This is a genomic window from Bdellovibrio sp. HCB288, assembly GCF_047305935.1.
Classification (GTDB): Bacteria; Bdellovibrionota; Bdellovibrionia; order Bdellovibrionales; family Bdellovibrionaceae; genus Bdellovibrio.
On the sequence record NZ_CP178619.1, the window covers coordinates 2449287 to 2465098 of the forward strand.

The window sequence follows — 15812 nt, forward strand, 5'->3', positions numbered from 1 at the left end:
AGTGCACATTCGCACCGGACTTTGCACGGGCTCAGATTGAACTCTGGGAAACGGCATTTACGCGAATGCGTTTGACCTTACCATCAGCCAGAGGCCAGCTGATTTCCTGACCTACACGCAGACCAATAAGAGCTGCGCCAATAGGAGCCAGGATTGAAACTTTGCCTTCCTCGATATTGGCGTCATTGGGGTAACACAATGTAACGGATTGCTCCTTGTGCGCGTCCAGGTCGATGAAGGTCACAGACGAATTCATCGCCACGACATCTTTGCCAAGGTCTTCGTTAGCGACCAGGTGAGCTCGGCCTAATTCCTCTTCCAGTTGCTCGGCAACGGAGGCCTTGGCAAAAGAAAGAATGGCTGAAATTTTATGATAGTCATCATGAGTGATAACGAGAGATGGAAGGTTTTCCATAACTAAACTCCTTTTTAGAGTGATATAAATTTTTTGGATTTAATTTTTTGAAAATTAAATGACGAAATCAGCCACAGAGGCTGACTCTGCGGCTTAAGAAATAAACTTCAAAACCAATCCACACTGAGGTGGAAGTGTTTTGGAAATAGAATGAGTGCGAACAACTGAGTAAACCATTCCCCTAAGAATAGCAGAGTTCGCCTTTCGATTCAACCCTTTGTCAGCCAACATGGAATTTGTGAATAAACTCGCTCAGTTCCGAGCGTTCTCGCATCTCGTTATCGTTGCTTAAATAACCTCATAATTTTTCAAACCAAAGTCTCAGAACTTACCACCAGTTCTTTGCACTTCTGTCATTCAGTTTTCAAAATTGCAGTTATGCAAGGTTACCCTTCTGTTATTGCGCAAAAACAAGGCGCCAGAGGGAGAATGATGAATAGAAAACTTTTATTCAGTGCCGTAGTGACCGCGACTCTTGGTTTAGTTTCCGTTTCTTGTCAAAGATCAGATAGTGGTGAGTATCAATTCACTGAGCAGACAGAAAATTCCGAAATTGAAAACAACGATCAAAATTTCGCAGTAGATGATTCTGCAGATACAACCAACGCAGTAACTGATACCACCGCCGTGGATTCAGAGGATATCGTGGACCATATTGTTAATGACGAAAATGAAGACCACAGTCACGATCATTCAGAAACGGCAGACATGGGTGTTAATGATGATATTTTGGCGCTAGGTTGTGTGAAAGCGTCAAACTCCCAGGAAAACCAAGTTCGCTTGGGACTTAATAAGAAAGAAAAGTTTTTGGCAAAATGTGCATCCGAAACTTCGAACTCTTCATGGTGTGCTCAGTTGATTCGTCCAAATCCAAGCAGCTACAACACGTTCAAATGTACTTATGGTTCCAGTCAAACCCATGTATTGATTCATCCAGATGAAGCGACGTGGAAATATCCAATCACGGCAGTGAAGGTGATCAAAGATCTTCAGGCGAAGGGTTTGAAGGTCAGCCAGATTTACAACTGGTGGAGACCCGAGCCCTACAACAAAAACGTCGGTGGAGCAGCAGGCCGTCATCCTTATGGGACTTCGGTTGACGTGCGCTTTGCAAGTACTTCCACTGCGACGAAGGCTTTCTCTGAACTTTGTAAAATGCGTAAAGCCGGCCGCATCCGCGCGATCGGTCACTACGGCAGTGCATCCCTGCATATCGGTGTCGGTGACAAGTTAGCCAACACTTGGGGCAAATACTGTAACTAAGATTTTTACGGGCTCCTTCCGAATGCTTCGGTCAGGGAAGGAGCGCCATTCTGGATTTGATTTTTCCTTCTGCAAGTTCCTCCAGCCAGTGATTGACCTCATTCATTTTGCCGGTCTCAACTTGAGGATTTATTTTCTTCTGGGCGATCAGCTCAAAGATTTCCTTCATCTCCTGATGGGTTCCCCAAAAGGATCCCTGCACCCGCAATTGAAAGCTGGCAAAGGCAATGGTCGAAACAGGCACTGTCATGGCGCCCAGGCCAACCAGAACGATAGTGCCGCCGTTTTTCACATAGTTTTGTGCTGTTTTAAATGTTGCTTCAGCTCCCACGAAGTCAACGACGACGTCAAATTTTCTATTTTTGATTTTCGTATCCAGATCTTTGGAGTTGTAGGCTTCCTGAACGCCCATTTGTTTTGCCAGAGCCAGGCTTTCCTCGCGCAAATCAGAGGCGACAACTTTTGCACCCAATGCCAGGCCGATCTGTACACCATTCATTCCCAATCCACCAAGGCCAATAACCAAAACAGAAGAGTTGGTTTGCACCTCGCCCAAAGTTTTCATCGCGTGATACGGCGTAAGTACGGCGTCGGTGGCTACAGCCGCGACCTCTGCTGAAATTCCGGCGGGGACTTCCACGATATTTCGTGCCGGAACTTTTAAGTATTCCGCATAGGCTCCATCCGTGCCTAAACCAATAAACTGCCGTGTCGGGCTGTCACACAGATTGTCTTTTCCCGCACGACAGTAATCACAATCGCCGCAAGGGTTAGGTCCGTGGACCGCATACAGGGTGTTTTTTTTGAATTGCCCTTTTACCTCGGAGCCTTCTTCCATTATTTCACCGCACGCCTCATGACCCATGGTGAACGGGTGGTCGTAGGAAACTTCACCGTGCAACACGTGCAGGTCCGAGTGGCAGATGCCTGCTGCGCGAATTTTTAGCAGGACTTCACGGGGGCCCGCCGTTGGCTTCGGAATATCATCAATTTTTAATTTGTGTTCTCCGGGAATATAGCGAGCGGCAAACATGGGACCTCCAATAAAGGTAAGTTGCCGTCATTCTATATTTTCGTTATTTCCGGTGCAGTATGTTCGTTGGCACGGGGTTACTTGGCCATAGAACTGGGGGAGCGGTGGTGTTTGGTGTTTTGGGCAATGGCATTTTTTGGTTTTTTACTTTGGTTGGCAAAAATTCGGACGGAGTCCTTGGAATCTTTCACCGGGCAAAGTGTGACAATAGCCAGAGCAGCGATGAGCAAAAGTGCTGAGGGGATAAAAAGGAGCAGCCGCTTTTCACGGTATATGGGCATTTGCATAGGTTTATAAGAAGGACCCTTCTCGAACTTCATGCTCTACTTATCGGTATTATTGTATATAGGTTTATGTTTGATTTGTTTTGATCCGGGTCAAATTTGGAATTGTATCAATTCGCGTGATCTTGGCAGATCCTTGACCCGGTTTTGAGACAGAAAAGGTTCATTTTTAGAATGTAAGTTGCAACTTCTAGAATACTAAATTCATCTGGGCTTTGCTTTCCACATCAGGTGCCCCGTCGGGGTGTACCACTCGGCCGAAGACCCCGAATACCAGATTAAGGGGCACTGCCTTACGCACAAGAAGTTTAGTAAACGAGACACCCACAGGCACGGTCCATTGTTCACCTTCCAATGTGGCATCATAGGTGATGTTATTCAGTGGGGAGAACGACCAGCCTCCACCCAGGCGGTAAGAAAGGAGTGGTTGAATGGTCAGCAAATTGACATTTTTTCTGTCATCGTCTCCGGCGAAAGACCAATTCTGATAGATCAAGCCTCCGGCAGAAAGGTACTCGGAAGTATGAACGATACCGATGGCCGGGCCTGCGCCGAATTTGCCGCTTGAAATTCGCTCATCAGCGCCAGTGGGTAATGCGAGCATCGCACCAAAGCCAAAGGTCCAAGGACCGGTGGTGTTCGGAACATAGAAGCCCTGGTAAATCAAATCAGAGACGCCAGAGACACTGTCTGCGCCATCTGCAAGAGGCGAAGTAACGGTAGGGATGATCACACGGTTTACAAGGGTCCAGCTTTCAGACATTTGCGCCGCAAACACCGGTTGAATGTTTAGCACTGTTTGTGTCTCGAAACTTTTCGCTGTGTTGGTGTAAAAGTTGTATTGTAAAGGCAGGGTCGTAAGGTTGGCGAAGGGATTGGCCAGTTCTTTTTCAAGATCTGAAACTTCGGCAAATGCATTGGCGGCGACGAAAGCGAACAATAGTGTTGCAGCAATGAGCGATAGCTTCACAACGAACTCCTTGTTTGAGGGGATTCTTGGCAAGCCTATCGAAATGGTTCGAAAAAGAAAATATGGACCGGGGGAAGTTGTCAGAGATCAGATAAAAAAAGAGCCAAAGTTTCCTTTGGCTCTTTTGAATTCAAACTAGAATTTATTAATTTTGTCAGTCAATTCAGGGTAATCGATGAATGGATTTCTGTTACCTTGAACCATGTGAATCGCGTTGTTGCGAGCCATCTCTTCATCATCCACTGGGTCTTCTTTATCCCATTTGCGCAAGAAAGCTTCCTGGCGCGGGCTGATTGGCAGACTGTAGTGAACTGAGAAATAGAACAAGGCGCGAGCCACGTTGCCTTTGTGGGCTTGTGGTGGTTCAAACACGTCGTTGCCGCCAACTGCTGGTTTGCCAAAACGGGAAACCGGGCATTTCAATTTTTTAGCATCACGAGCAACTTCACCGAATTCGTAATTGCCACGGATGGAGTTCAACTCGTTGTCTGTTGGATACAAGTGATGCAAATCTGATTTTTGCATGCCTGTGTTGAATTGGCCGGAAAAACGGCTTTGTGGCCAAGTGTGCTCTGTGTTCAGGATGTTGCCATCTGGGTATTTGCCTGGAGCGGGTCCGCGGGAAGCCGGGAATTCTTCCTCTGTACGAAGAACGCCACAATAAACGTCATTAACAGCGTAGTGACCATTTACTTGAGTCAGGTAGTAGGTACCCATCAACCAAGCGCGAGCACCATCGTAACCCAAAGAGATGTGTTGGTAGCAGCCTTCGCCAGAGCAATGCTCTGAAACTTCATCGTACTTGCCAGGAATCTGTTTGTGTTCGCCGCGCAGAATTTGCTGCAGGCGAGCGACCAATGCGCCATTGGAAGCGCCGTTTGCCAGGTCTTTGTAAAACTCTTCACCGTAGTAAGGAATACCTTGGGATAGGGAAGCGGCATTGCCCGAGATTGCGAAGAAAATCGAACAAACAACTAAAACTGCGGAAAGCATTGCTTTCATTTTATACCTCTCATAGACAGACGTTTACGGTGTCCGGTAGAAACGCGATCCCATATTGATCACTTATATGCGGTTAATCTTGGACAATGTTCTGTCCCATTGATGAAACTCTTGCAAATTAAAATTGCCAATTGTTAAGACTTGGAGTGTCACTTTTGTCATGATTCCTTGCGTTGTCGACTCATGCAGAGAGTAAATTTTCAATCTTGTCCAAATCCAAACATGACTTAAAAAGAAGGCGGAGTTTATTGCTCCGCCTTTTTCTGACCTATTTTATTCCGATAATCGCCGCGAATTCTGATCGGTTTTGGTTGATCAGATTTGTGGATTCAAGGACAGCAGCCTCAATGCGAGTTTTTTCTGCAAAGTAAGGCGCCAGGGCTTTGTTCAGTTCAGACTCACGACCTTGAGTGGCTTGAATCTTCGCCAAAACATCCTGGATTTTTTTATCCGTCGCGGAAAGACCTGCCACTGATTGGGATTTCGTGGCCTGGTATCCGGCTTGGGTTTGCTCCAAAGTTTTCAATTCATTTTGACGGCTGACGACGATCGCCGCTTTGGCGTTAACATCCGCTTTTTTCGCAGCATAGCCAACGCTTTGATCATATGATTGCAGAGCTGCAGTTCTGTTTGTCACCTCATCACGTGTGCGTGACACTGCTGCTTCAACAGATGGTCGTTGGCTGCGCAAATCTGAAATTTGATTTTGCAGTCGCGGAATCACGTTACTTTGGTAGTCGTTGATCTGGTTTGCAATCGATGTATAAGACTGCAGCTTTGAGTCAAGCTGAGTGCGAGTTACAGATACGTTTTGGCCAAGGCGATTTTGAATATTGTAAGTTTCGTTTTCGGCATAGCTGCTGACTTTGTTCATCAAGCTGTTGCAATATTCACTTCCACCTCTGCGGCAGTACTCTGTGATCGGATGCCATTGAATACGGTCATGGCGTTCGCGGTTGTAGTCAAATCCTCGATAAATCGAATCTGTGGCGTTGGCATACTGGCGGGCCGTTTGAATTTCGCTGTCCAGTTGGGACAGGCGGCGATCCAGATTGGCAACTTGATCCTGGGCAGAGTTGAGCTCGGATTGTTTGCTTTGAATACTTTGGTCAATGTTGGACAGTTGACCCTGGTATTTCGAAAAATCTGTCTTGGAGTTTTGTGCCAGTGTGCTAAGGCGTTGATGTTCAGCCTCATAGGGTGCCAGCACTTTCCATGCATCATCATAAACAGCATTCGCCTGAACGACTTCCGCTTCTTTGGAGTTGATTAAACTCTGCTGCGTGATGATTTGCTGATCCAAGGATTGGATTTTCATTTCAAGTGCGGATTTTTGACTGCGCAGGGTTACGAGCTCCTTCGTGGTCAATTGATCCAAGGATCCCGTAACCTGACCCAGCTCCTGGATTTGTTTTGCATACTGGGAATTCAATGCCGTCAGCTGGCGTTGGTAAGACGCCCTTAGCGTGTTGGTATTGAAGGATTCCTGATACAGAGAGCGCAGTTGTGCGGTTTGATCTGCGTTGAATTTTAATGGGTCCATTGTCGCAGTCATTGCTGGGACGAAGGACTTTTCAAAATCCACAGCAACCAATGCTTTGCCAGCACATTGAGTTGCTAGGGCATCAACAATGTCGCTGGAGCCGCGAAGTGAAAAATCAATCGCCTTCGCTGATTGATTGGGAGCCAATGCCTGAACCAACAAACGAGTTTGGCGTTTGATATATGCTACGAGTGCATTTGTATCGGTCGGCACCTGCCAGAAAGACAGTGAGCCATCAGCGTTTTGCAATGGAATGAATGCAAAACTTTGGATGGGTTTGACTTCCGTAGTAAAGCGAAAAGCTGTCGCTAAGCCAGAGGCATCGCGGATGTAAGCCTCTACCGGAGAGTTACCGGATTTTTCGAAACGCAATTCAAAGCGGTATGTTTGGCCGCCTACATTTCGCGAAGTGGATGCAACACAGACAGAGCTGGTGTCATCGAGTGACCAATCTTTGACGGTCACTGGTTTTGCGAACGCAAAATTTGAAATTAGAATGCTGGATGTAATCAGTGTCAGTCTTAGTGCATTCATTTTTTAGTTCCCTTCAACTTGAAGAAGTTCTGAAGTTTCCACATTCATATTGCGCGGACCAGGTTTGCCGGGGCCGCCTGGTTTCCCAGGTCCCGGTCTGCCGGGGCCGTCAGGGCGTCCCGGGCCACCGGGCTTGCCAGGGTTTGGCTTCGGAGCTGGAGCTGGTGGCTTTGGAGCTGGAGCTGGTGGCTTCGGAGCTGGAGCTGGTGGCTTTGGAGCTGGAGCTGGTGGCTTCGGAGCTGGAGCTGGTGGCTTCGGAGCTGGAGCTGGTGGCTTCGGAGCTGGAGCTGGTGGCTTCGGAGCTGGAGCTGGTGGCTTCGGAGCTGGAGCTGGTGGCTTCGGAGCCGGAGCTGGTGGCTTCGGAGCCGGAGCTGGTGGCTTCGGAGCCGGAGCTGGTGGCTTCGGAGCCGGAGCTGGTGGCTTTGGAGCCGGAGCTGGTGGCTTCGGAGCCGGAGCTGGCGGCTTCGGAGCCGGTTTCGGTGGATTTGGTTTTGGTGCAGGCGGTTTTGGATTTGGTCCCGGTTGTGGTGGGCGAGGTGCAGGTTTTGGCGGCGGAACCGGAGGGTTTTCCGGGCGTTTTGGGCAGCGACGTGAAGACACTGTTTCTGCTTCGTTGTTGCAGCTGACAACTGTGCAGTTTGCGAAATTGCGTTGGCAAAGATTTACGGCAACCTGTTCGGCATTCCAGCGATCATCGCCAGCGCCTTTTACTCTGATTTGATTTCCAAGATAGTCCGTTCCGACGGCTTCACAAGTGGAGTATTCCAAGGAACATGTTTCGATGCAGTCTCCGTGTTTGTCGTGGCAGGAACCACAACTGTCGTGACCTCCCCAGTGTTCTTCCCAGCCATTATCGCGTGCACTACAAGTAACGCGCGACGCAAAGGCGGGGGCTGTTCCGAACGACATTACTAAACTCAAAATCAGACACAGTGGTTTCATTATGGCTTCTCCTCCAGGCAAAGAACTCACAAATGCAACCGTTGTACCAATTAAATTGGTGTACTTTTGCGCCCGGTCGTTAGAAAACCGTTAACTAAACCGAGGAGTTCACGAGTGGCGTTTCATGTGCACAGCGACAAACCATTTTTCGATCTAGTAATTGGCGATAAAACTTATTCATCCTGGTCCATGAGAGCATGGCTGGTGGCTGTTCAATCAGGACTGCCGTTTAAAGAAATCAACATCAAGCTTGATGTGAAAAATACGGCAGCCCAAATTGCGAAGTACACGGACTCTGGAAAAGTTCCGGTGTTGAAACAAGGCAAGCGCGTGATCTGGGACTCTTTGGCCATCGCTGAATATCTAAATGAGATTTCGCCGGAAGCAAAGTTGTGGCCTGAAGATGCTGGCACTCGCGCATTGGCTCGCAGCTATGCCGCCGAAATGCATTCAGGATTTAGCAGTCTGCGCACGGAACTGAGCATGGATTTGAAGCGAACCCAGCCGGTCCGTCATATTACGGAAGCCACGGCCCGCGATATCGAGCGCCTGTTGAAGATGTGGAAAGATGCCCTGAAAGTCAGTGAAGGTCCGTTCCTGTTTGGTGATTTCTGTATTGCAGACGCGTTTTTTGCACCGGTCGTGATGCGTTTGGTTTACTACGGAATTAAAATCAATGATCGAATGATTAAGCAGTACATGCAAAATATCCAGGACCATCACGGAGTGCAATTTTGGGTTGAGGACGCAAAGTCAGAAAAAGCCAAACCCATCGAGTTTAAGTAAAAACGGGAGGCAGCGCAAAAGGGCTGCCTTTTTATTTTCACCGTTCAAGTAATCAATTTTAAAGTTCGTATAAATAGAGATGATTGAGTTCACCAGTGGCGAAGCCCTGGAAACTGAAGTTATACTTTTCGAGAATCTTGATCGACGCGATATTCTCAGGATTAACAACAGAGGTTATTTTCTTTTCAGATCGTAACTCTTTGAATTTAGCAAGAAGGTCTCCAACAATCTGCGTGCCAAGCCCTTTGCCAAAGAATTTTCCCATAATCGCATACATAAAATCAATCTTATCGCTTGCGGTGTATGTTTCTTTAAATCCGCCATAACCAATTAACTCACCAGAAAGCTTTATCAAAAATAGTCCAATTAAGGCTGCATTGCTAAACCGACTTCATATGTTTTTCGAGCCAGGTCGCTATCTCCTCGATGTCGGCTTTGGCTTTGATAACTCGATCAATAAGGAATGATTCGCCATTATCAGCATCTACTTTTAGACGATAACCGTTCATTCTTAAAAAAATGGCGCTAGTGGCGAACGCAACTCGTTTGTTGCCATCAATAAATGAATGATTTTGAGTGAGGCTTTGTAGGAGGGCCGCCGCCTGAAGAGAAAGTGATTTGTAGTAGCCTGTTTGGGGACGCATCAGGGCGCTTTCAAGCAAGCCCATATCTCGCACGCCTTCTTTGCCGCCGAAGCGCTCAATCAATCGTACGTGTAACTCCAGTGTTTCAGAGAGTGTGGGGTAGAGGACTGTTTTCATTTTGCCAAGCGAGTAAGAAGTTCTTCATGCTCATCCAAAATCTCATCCATGGCGCTGCGAAAAGCAGGTCGCAATTTAGAACGTTGAAGATATTCAGCGACGGCTTCACTGACGACACTTGAAATACTTCGATCTGTTTCAGACACGTAAGACTTCAGATCCTTCAACACTTTTTCATCAATTTGAGTGGCAAATTTGATAGCTTTCATAAACATGACTTTATCATGATTTTTCATGAAATGTCAAGATTTTGGCAAATAACCCTTTTTTTAATAGAAATAACAGGGAGTCATCATGTCTCCGGAGATGGAACTCAAGGTCGTCAAGGCACATTTTCTGTTCCATAATTTCAATTCGATTTGAGCGAGTTACAGCTAGCTTAGGCGGCAGCCTTCTTTAGCGGCGATCCGGGGGGCTTTGTCCAGGATGCGTGACATACAAGCACCTTCTGTTTTGAAGGCCGTCTTTTGGGTGGCTTCGATTTTCAATTCGGAAGGTTGGGCCGGAGAGAATGAAATGAAAGCTCCTACCAGTGACAGACTTACAAATCCCAAAGCGATTGTTTTGATCATTTTGATTTCCTTATCCCCATTACTAACAGCTGAACTATTTATCGGCCGAATACAGACTGGACCAAAGGTTTATTTGGAAAATTCTTAGACGAAAAATTCAGAATTTGGTCTCAGAATGAAACATCGGGGGTTGCATGAAGTCTGCGCTGGTCCTTTTGTTGACTGTATTCGCATTGAAATCGCACGCGATGGTTTTGTTTGAACCTATGGCGGCCTATGAAGTCTCCGGTTCGACGGCAATTGAATTCACCCCAGCTGGTGAGGCCATCAAAGGTGTATCCAAGCTGGATGGTACTCATTCTGGCAGTATTTCGTACGGAGCCCGTTTGGGTTGGGTGTTTGATAATGCCGCTTGGTTTGCGGGCGAATATATGGCGGCGTCTGGTGGGAAAATTAAATACGACACTCACGAAGATGAATTTACTCGCGAATCCTATGGTATGGATTTGGGAATGTGGTTGGGACGTTGGAATTTGTGGGTGGGTTACAATATCGGGGACAAGCTGAATATCACGCAGCAAGGTGCCACCGAAAAAGATGAAATTACCGGGACAGCTATTCGCGCGGGTATCGGATTTCTGGTGTTTAGACATTTAGCGATCAATGTCGAAGGTGCTTACCGTACCTATAATGATGGTAAATCCGAAACTGACACGGTCTATGACAACATGGACCAATACGTTGATAAATTTAATCAAACCACAGTGACGGCGGGACTCTCGTTTCCGTTCTAAAAGAAAGGCACCCTTGAGGTGCCTTTCTCATTTCTACAGATTTTCAATTTTTCCGGCGATATCGTCCAGATCATTCAAGAACTTCGAACTCTGCGGCACCAATGTGTGCGCGTTTAAGATCACTGCTGTCATGAGCTCTTCTTCGCCGTAGGCTTTTTCCTCGATTTTGCTGATAGCATGAAGCTGAGTGATGGCGGCCGTGGCTTCCGTCGCCCATTTCATATAGCTCTCTTTGGTCAGTTTGATGGATTGGCTGGAGTAGGTCGCAAAGGATTTGTGATCGCGTGTTTTTTCATCAATGGAGGATTCTTTGCTTAAGGCATCCGTGATGATGTTGGTAAAGAAATCACCAGTGCCGTCGATCCAGCGCTTATAATAGGTTTTGGACAGGATGCCATTGCCAAAGTTCACAGAGCCGTCAAAGGTGGACTTTACACGCAGTTTGCCGGTGACCTTAATCAAACCCAGATTTTCAAGTTTCACCAGATACTTGTCGACAGAGAGTTTGTTAAGTTTGTATTTCTCGGCAATTTCCTTTGGCGTTTTTCCATCGTGGATCTGCAGGAAAAAAGCCAGGTAGTTCATGTTTTTAACCAAAAACTTTTGTTGTTCATCGCTCAGGCGGGCCGGTCCATGTGCGACCTTTGTATTTGCTGAGAGGGCGTGTAAATCTGAAAGATTCAAGTCAAGTATTTCACAAATTCTAAAGAGGTCATTCAAGCCAAGATCGTGATCACCCATCCAGCGTTTGATAGTGGGGACGGAAACGTCCATTTCCTGCGCCAGATTCTCGTAGGTCATCTTGCGTTTTTTTAATTGCTCTTTAAGAACAGATTTTATCTTTTGAATCTGAATATCCATCTTCTGCTTCACTCCAGTTCTGGTAGCCTTCGCCGAATTCCTTTTCCAGGACGGCGACGTCTTCTATTGAAGGACCCGGGAACAATAGCCAGTTAAAAAATGCTTTCATCTACTTCCTCCTTTTTGGGGTAGTGGTGTCTGAAAACAGAATTGCCGCTTTCCATCGGGTCCCGCAAGGGGTTTTCAGAAGGTATCATTTTTTGAAACTATTTGGCAACAGGAGGATCGAAAAGTGGAATTAGGGATATGGATAAGATACCAAAAGAAAAAGGGGCTTTGTTTCCAGAGCCCCTTCGTTGAAGTACTTTCAATTAACCGGTGATCAGCGGCAGAATTTCTCTGCGGTGATTGACCCCTAGGTAAGTGTAACTGGATTCCAGGGTGCCGTATACTCCGTAGCCTTGAGTTGTCCCGACCTCGTAGTCGGCCGGTTGCATGCCCATCGCCTGCATGATCGTGATTAACAACTGATTGTACGGGCGGCCTCGTTTGTAAGCACTCTCATCACCACCAATCGGGCGGCGAGTGGAACCATAAGACGGACCGTAATCAATGTGACGACCTGGCTTAATAAAGCCACCAGCACTTCCTGCCAGCAAGACAGGATTGTTCACAGAATTATGAGCATTGGTGTCTTTCGTTGTACCTTGGTCATTGCCCCAGAAAATCAGGGAATTATCCAGATAGGTGGCACCGGTATTGGTGTCTTCAACTGTGTTCATGTTGGTCAAGAAACGCGAAACGCGACTTGCAAAGAAAGTCATCATTGCAAGCTTCATCGTACGCAACTCCGCCGTACCGGCGTGATTAATATCCTCGTGGAAGCGGTTTGAACCGGTGATGCCGGGAACAAAATTGACCGAGCCACTGAAATAGTCGTAAACGTGCATCATCAAAGTAGCCACTTGGATTTTGCCACATTTAACTCCCACTTCAATCACATCAAACATCTGGTCAATCACCACTTGGAAGTCGGCAGGATTCGAGGACTTGGTCGGAGAACTGCTTGGTCCTGAAGGGGACGAACAAGCCACCGGCGGAGTGGTTGTCACGATGCTGGAGTTTAGTTTCTTTTGCAGGTCTGTGATCAGGGCCATGTGTTGCTCAACGCGGGCCAAGTCATCCTTTGAAAGACGTTTGTTCGAGCGCAGGGACTGGTATTCTGCAAAAACTTTATCGGCCACCAGGATATCCCGGCGAGTCAGTTTGTTGGGATCCGCAGTTGGTGTTGTGGGGCCGGTTGAGGTTCCAAACATATTTGAAAAAACGGCCGAAGGATTGAATTGCCCCTGAACGTATTGTTTATTCAGGACACTCATTTGCGAGGCCCCGTTGTAGTTTCCGTCGTCCACGGACTTCACATACAAATTCAGCGGTGAACCCCCATACAGGAATTTTGCAATAACCTGGTCGATACTGGAGACTGCTTCAGAAACCACACCGCCGGTCAGCATGCACTCGGCATTGTGATTTGGAGTTTTGGATAAAGGATCCAAGCGGGAAAGAATAGTTAGCTTCGAGCGAAGGGCATCAAACTGCGTACCCAAAACCGGCGACATAGCGCCTGGAATTGCCGACAATGCCACCTGACGAGCGTAAGTTTGCGACTCCGTCCAAGTGAACTTGGCTGGGTCGGGCAACCATTGCTCCACGGCCTGACAGTGACCATTGTGGATGGCGATAAAACGTTTTTTTAAGTTGGGACCCGTTTGCGCCTCCGCGTAAGGCAGCATGGATGGCAAGAAGGGCAGGGCCAGTGCGAATGTCCCTGAACCTCTTAAAAACTGGCGACGTGATAATTTATTCCAATGCATACGAACCTCTTAAAGGGCCCCGCGTTTACGCAAACGGAAGTTCGCATCGAACGCTGGTGATTTAAACATATTTAAAATAGTACCTGGTTGATCACCGCTGGAACTCGCTTTGGACGGATCTGTCAATTGCGAGAAGCTGGTGTTCATAGAGCAATTGTCCGCGGCAGTGATCGCGCGGCCCATAGTGTAAGTGCCCCATTGTTTAACCATACAAGCCGGACCGCGGGAAGAGTTGGCGATGGCGTGAGCCATTTCTGCCGGACCATTCACCTCAGGGTCATTGGCGGATTCAATGTTAGGTTTCACTTTTGAGTTCACCGGGTGGCTTGCGATGATCTTGCCAGTGGAATCAAAGATACTCTCCACCGTGCGGTATTTCCCGAAGGCATTGTAATTTTCCAGAACAAAGCCCATTGGGTTGATCAACGAGTGACAGGCCTGGCAGCGAACCGCGGCTGTGCGTGTTTCAATTTGCTGACGTTGAGATTGCGTTGGATCCGGGATCGGTGGTGCAAACAGATCTTTTTCATCCGGACCAATTGTCGGCAGTGGGATGGAATCGCATAGAAGATTTCTGCGAACCACCAGACCACGATGCACCAGACTGGTGTTGTCTGTTGGGGCGAACATGAAACCGACGCGACTCATGACTCCCTGACGTTCTGCCGCAGGCAAATCAACACCTTTTGCGACACCGTAAATTTGCGTCAGTGCTGTGCCTTGCGTGAACGACGCATTGGAAGCCATAAGGTGTTTGTAAGTACCAGCCACTGTGTAAGTAAAGTAGTTGGTGAAGTCTTTCATCTCCTGCACAGCTTCTGGTTGAATGGAGGCGCGAGGCACATTGCCCAGGAACCAGGTCGAGTGATTTGATGAAGGCATACGGTTGATGCCCAACCACTGGCTGTAGAACTCGCCCACGTGTTCTTTGGAATCTGCTGTTGCGAACACGCGATTGACGACAGTTTTGTAACCATCTGCCGTAGCCAGGTTGCCATTCGCGGCATCAGATAGCAAAGCCGCATCTGGACCGCGACCCGTTGCCAGGAAGGCGATACGCGATGCAAGTTCGTAGTCGGTGAGTTTAACCAGATCCTCACGACCATTCACTGGAGTTCCGTTCAGTTCGATCTTGTAGAGGAAATTCGGCGACTGCAACATAGCCATGATGGCAACCGTCAAGCCGTCAGTAAGATTGCCGCCGTATTCAGAGTTATAGAGGTCTTTATAAGTCTGTTGCTCTGCTGTGGTCAGTGGGCGGCGGAAGACCAATCGACCAAAACCATTAAAGAAGTTATTCCAGCAGGAATCAGTCATGCTGCTACAGCTGCCCATTGCCGAGGATCTCCAAGTGGAGCTTGCGACGAACAAGCCGGCAACTTTTTTAGCCAGAGTCATATGCGCTTCGATATGAGCTGCGGAAACTGACGTATCCGTAGTGTCAAAAACTCCGGTCACAACATCGGCCGGAAGATTGTCGATGTCTGTTTGCAGGGAATCAATGGACACTTTGCCGTAAGAGAGCAGCTTCAATGTTTGCAGGTACTCACGACGCGAAAGACGGCGCAGATCACGAACTCCTGGGTCTTCACCCGGTTGGCAGGCAAACGTATTCGCAGGCACCGTCGGTGACGGCGAAGGAGTTACTGTGGGTGACGGAGAGGGTGACGCTGTCGGGGACGGCGAAACTGTCGGCGAGGGTGTTGCACTTACAGTTGGAGACACTGTAGGCGAAGGTGAAGCCGTCGCAGTAGGTGAAGGAGATGGTGTCGGAGTTGTTGTGCCCGGCGAACCCGGATTTAATGCCAGAGCAATCAGTTCCAATTGGGAATCTGACAAAGCCTGGAAGGCGAACATTTGCGGAGTGTTGGCGATCGCAGTTTTGATATCGATTAATGATTTGCCTGACACTGTTGAGTTTTCGAAAACACCATGGCAGCCAGCACAGTTTTGTGCGTAGAGCTGTTTACCGGCTGTGACATCCGTGGACTCATCCACGTATTCAGGCTGGTTGGTGCCCTCAATACTTTGCAAATTGCTGATGACGGTAAAGCCCTCGCCACAGTTCTGAAACGAAAAGATCGTCACGGTGGCACCAGCTAACAAGATGGCTGGCTTTATGCCAATGCGCTTAAATTTTGTGATGATGGTTTGTTTCAATTTCATCCCCCATAAACGGAACACGACTCAGTTTTAAGAATAACAGAGACATTTGGGGGCTAAACAAGTTCTTTGTCGGATGACTCAATTCAAGCCGAACTCTGGACGAACGTTCCCGGTGTTTCCTGAGCATTGCTG

Annotated in this window: 19 protein-coding genes and 1 riboswitch; of the genes, 5 read left to right on the forward strand and 14 right to left on the reverse strand. The window is 47.8% G+C overall.

The features are described from left to right. Nucleotides 1-31: 31 nt before the first annotated feature. Entirely contained in the window at nt 32-415 is a 384-nt protein-coding gene (gene rnk / locus ACLVWR_RS11970; RefSeq protein WP_413580883.1) for a nucleoside diphosphate kinase regulator, read from the reverse strand. A 429-nt stretch (nt 416-844) separates the two neighbouring features. Here rnk and ACLVWR_RS11975 point away from each other — a divergent pair, with 429 nt between their 5' ends. Continuing rightward, entirely contained in the window at nt 845-1678 is an 834-nt protein-coding gene (locus tag ACLVWR_RS11975; protein WP_413580884.1) for a hypothetical protein, read from the forward strand. Between the two features lie 31 nt (nt 1679-1709). On the opposite strand, the gene ACLVWR_RS11980 is transcribed toward ACLVWR_RS11975, so the two are convergent. The 5 genes from ACLVWR_RS11980 to ACLVWR_RS12000 form a co-directional block, all read right to left on the reverse strand. Next, nucleotides 1710-2711, reverse strand: a complete 1002-nt coding sequence (locus ACLVWR_RS11980; RefSeq protein WP_413580885.1) for a zinc-binding dehydrogenase — start codon at nt 2709-2711, stop codon at nt 1710-1712. A 77-nt stretch (nt 2712-2788) separates the two neighbouring features. Continuing rightward, nucleotides 2789-3031 (reverse strand): hypothetical protein, encoded by a 243-nt coding sequence (locus ACLVWR_RS11985; protein WP_413580886.1) that lies wholly within the window; start codon nt 3029-3031, stop codon nt 2789-2791. A 154-nt stretch (nt 3032-3185) separates the two neighbouring features. Further along, the gene (locus ACLVWR_RS11990) at nt 3186-3965 is read right to left on the reverse strand and encodes a hypothetical protein (RefSeq protein ID WP_413580887.1); all 780 of its coding nucleotides are present in this window, start codon (nt 3963-3965) and stop codon (nt 3186-3188) included. Between the two features lie 135 nt (nt 3966-4100). Next, nucleotides 4101-4967 (reverse strand): endonuclease I family protein, encoded by an 867-nt coding sequence (locus tag ACLVWR_RS11995; protein ID WP_413580888.1) that lies wholly within the window; start codon nt 4965-4967, stop codon nt 4101-4103. Continuing rightward, nucleotides 4961-5058: riboswitch (purine riboswitch) on the reverse strand. It overlaps the preceding gene by 7 nt. Nucleotides 5059-5235: 177 nt before the next feature. Further along, on the reverse strand, nt 5236-7044 hold the full coding sequence (locus tag ACLVWR_RS12000; RefSeq protein WP_413580889.1) for a hypothetical protein: 1809 nt from the start codon (nt 7042-7044) through the stop codon (nt 5236-5238). Here ACLVWR_RS12000 and ACLVWR_RS12005 point away from each other — a divergent pair. From ACLVWR_RS12005 to ACLVWR_RS12015, 3 genes are all read left to right on the forward strand, one after another. Next, nucleotides 7023-7670, forward strand: coding sequence for a hypothetical protein (locus tag ACLVWR_RS12005; RefSeq protein WP_413580891.1), 648 nt, complete (start codon nt 7023-7025; stop codon nt 7668-7670). The two genes, ACLVWR_RS12000 and ACLVWR_RS12005, sit on opposite strands and share 22 nt — an antisense overlap. 25 nt (nt 7671-7695) lie before the next feature. Further along, a complete protein-coding gene (locus ACLVWR_RS12010) occupies nt 7696-7959 on the forward strand; it encodes a hypothetical protein (protein WP_413580892.1) in 264 nt (87 codons plus the stop codon). 141 nt (nt 7960-8100) lie between these two features. Further along, entirely contained in the window at nt 8101-8772 is a 672-nt protein-coding gene (locus ACLVWR_RS12015; RefSeq protein ID WP_413580893.1) for a glutathione S-transferase family protein, read from the forward strand. A 58-nt stretch (nt 8773-8830) separates the two neighbouring features. Here the strand turns inward: ACLVWR_RS12015 and ACLVWR_RS12020 are convergent, their stop codons facing one another. The 4 genes from ACLVWR_RS12020 to ACLVWR_RS12035 form a co-directional block, all read right to left on the reverse strand. Further along, on the reverse strand, nt 8831-9127 hold the full coding sequence (locus ACLVWR_RS12020; RefSeq protein ID WP_413580894.1) for a GNAT family N-acetyltransferase: 297 nt from the start codon (nt 9125-9127) through the stop codon (nt 8831-8833). A gap of 25 nt (nt 9128-9152) precedes the next feature. Beyond that, nucleotides 9153-9479: a type II toxin-antitoxin system death-on-curing family toxin gene (locus ACLVWR_RS12025; protein ID WP_413580895.1), complete on the reverse strand. Its 327-nt coding sequence runs from the start codon at nt 9477-9479 to the stop codon at nt 9153-9155. Between the two features lie 50 nt (nt 9480-9529). Further along, nucleotides 9530-9769 (reverse strand): hypothetical protein, encoded by a 240-nt coding sequence (locus ACLVWR_RS12030; RefSeq protein ID WP_413580896.1) that lies wholly within the window; start codon nt 9767-9769, stop codon nt 9530-9532. 138 nt (nt 9770-9907) lie between these two features. Next, nucleotides 9908-10105 carry a hypothetical protein gene (locus ACLVWR_RS12035; RefSeq protein ID WP_413580897.1) on the reverse strand — a complete coding sequence of 66 codons (198 nt, stop codon included), beginning with the start codon at nt 10103-10105 and terminating at the stop codon, nt 9908-9910. 134 nt (nt 10106-10239) lie between these two features. Here ACLVWR_RS12035 and ACLVWR_RS12040 point away from each other — a divergent pair, with 134 nt between their 5' ends. Then, the gene (locus tag ACLVWR_RS12040; protein WP_413580898.1) at nt 10240-10839 is read left to right on the forward strand and encodes a hypothetical protein; all 600 of its coding nucleotides are present in this window, start codon (nt 10240-10242) and stop codon (nt 10837-10839) included. 33 nt (nt 10840-10872) lie between these two features. Here the strand turns inward: ACLVWR_RS12040 and ACLVWR_RS12045 are convergent, their stop codons facing one another. The 4 genes from ACLVWR_RS12045 to ACLVWR_RS12060 form a co-directional block, all read right to left on the reverse strand. Next, nucleotides 10873-11700 carry a helix-turn-helix domain-containing protein gene (locus ACLVWR_RS12045; RefSeq protein ID WP_413580899.1) on the reverse strand — a complete coding sequence of 276 codons (828 nt, stop codon included), beginning with the start codon at nt 11698-11700 and terminating at the stop codon, nt 10873-10875. Continuing rightward, nucleotides 11663-11809 carry a hypothetical protein gene (locus tag ACLVWR_RS12050; protein WP_413580900.1) on the reverse strand — a complete coding sequence of 49 codons (147 nt, stop codon included), beginning with the start codon at nt 11807-11809 and terminating at the stop codon, nt 11663-11665. Before ACLVWR_RS12050 ends, ACLVWR_RS12045 begins: the two co-directional genes overlap by 38 nt. A 202-nt stretch (nt 11810-12011) precedes the next feature. Continuing rightward, nucleotides 12012-13514, reverse strand: a complete 1503-nt coding sequence (locus tag ACLVWR_RS12055) for a DUF1552 domain-containing protein (protein WP_413580901.1) — start codon at nt 13512-13514, stop codon at nt 12012-12014. A 9-nt stretch (nt 13515-13523) separates the two neighbouring features. Further along, nucleotides 13524-15680, reverse strand: coding sequence for a DUF1588 domain-containing protein (locus ACLVWR_RS12060; protein ID WP_413580902.1), 2157 nt, complete (start codon nt 15678-15680; stop codon nt 13524-13526). Between the last annotated feature and the right edge of the window lie 132 nt (nt 15681-15812).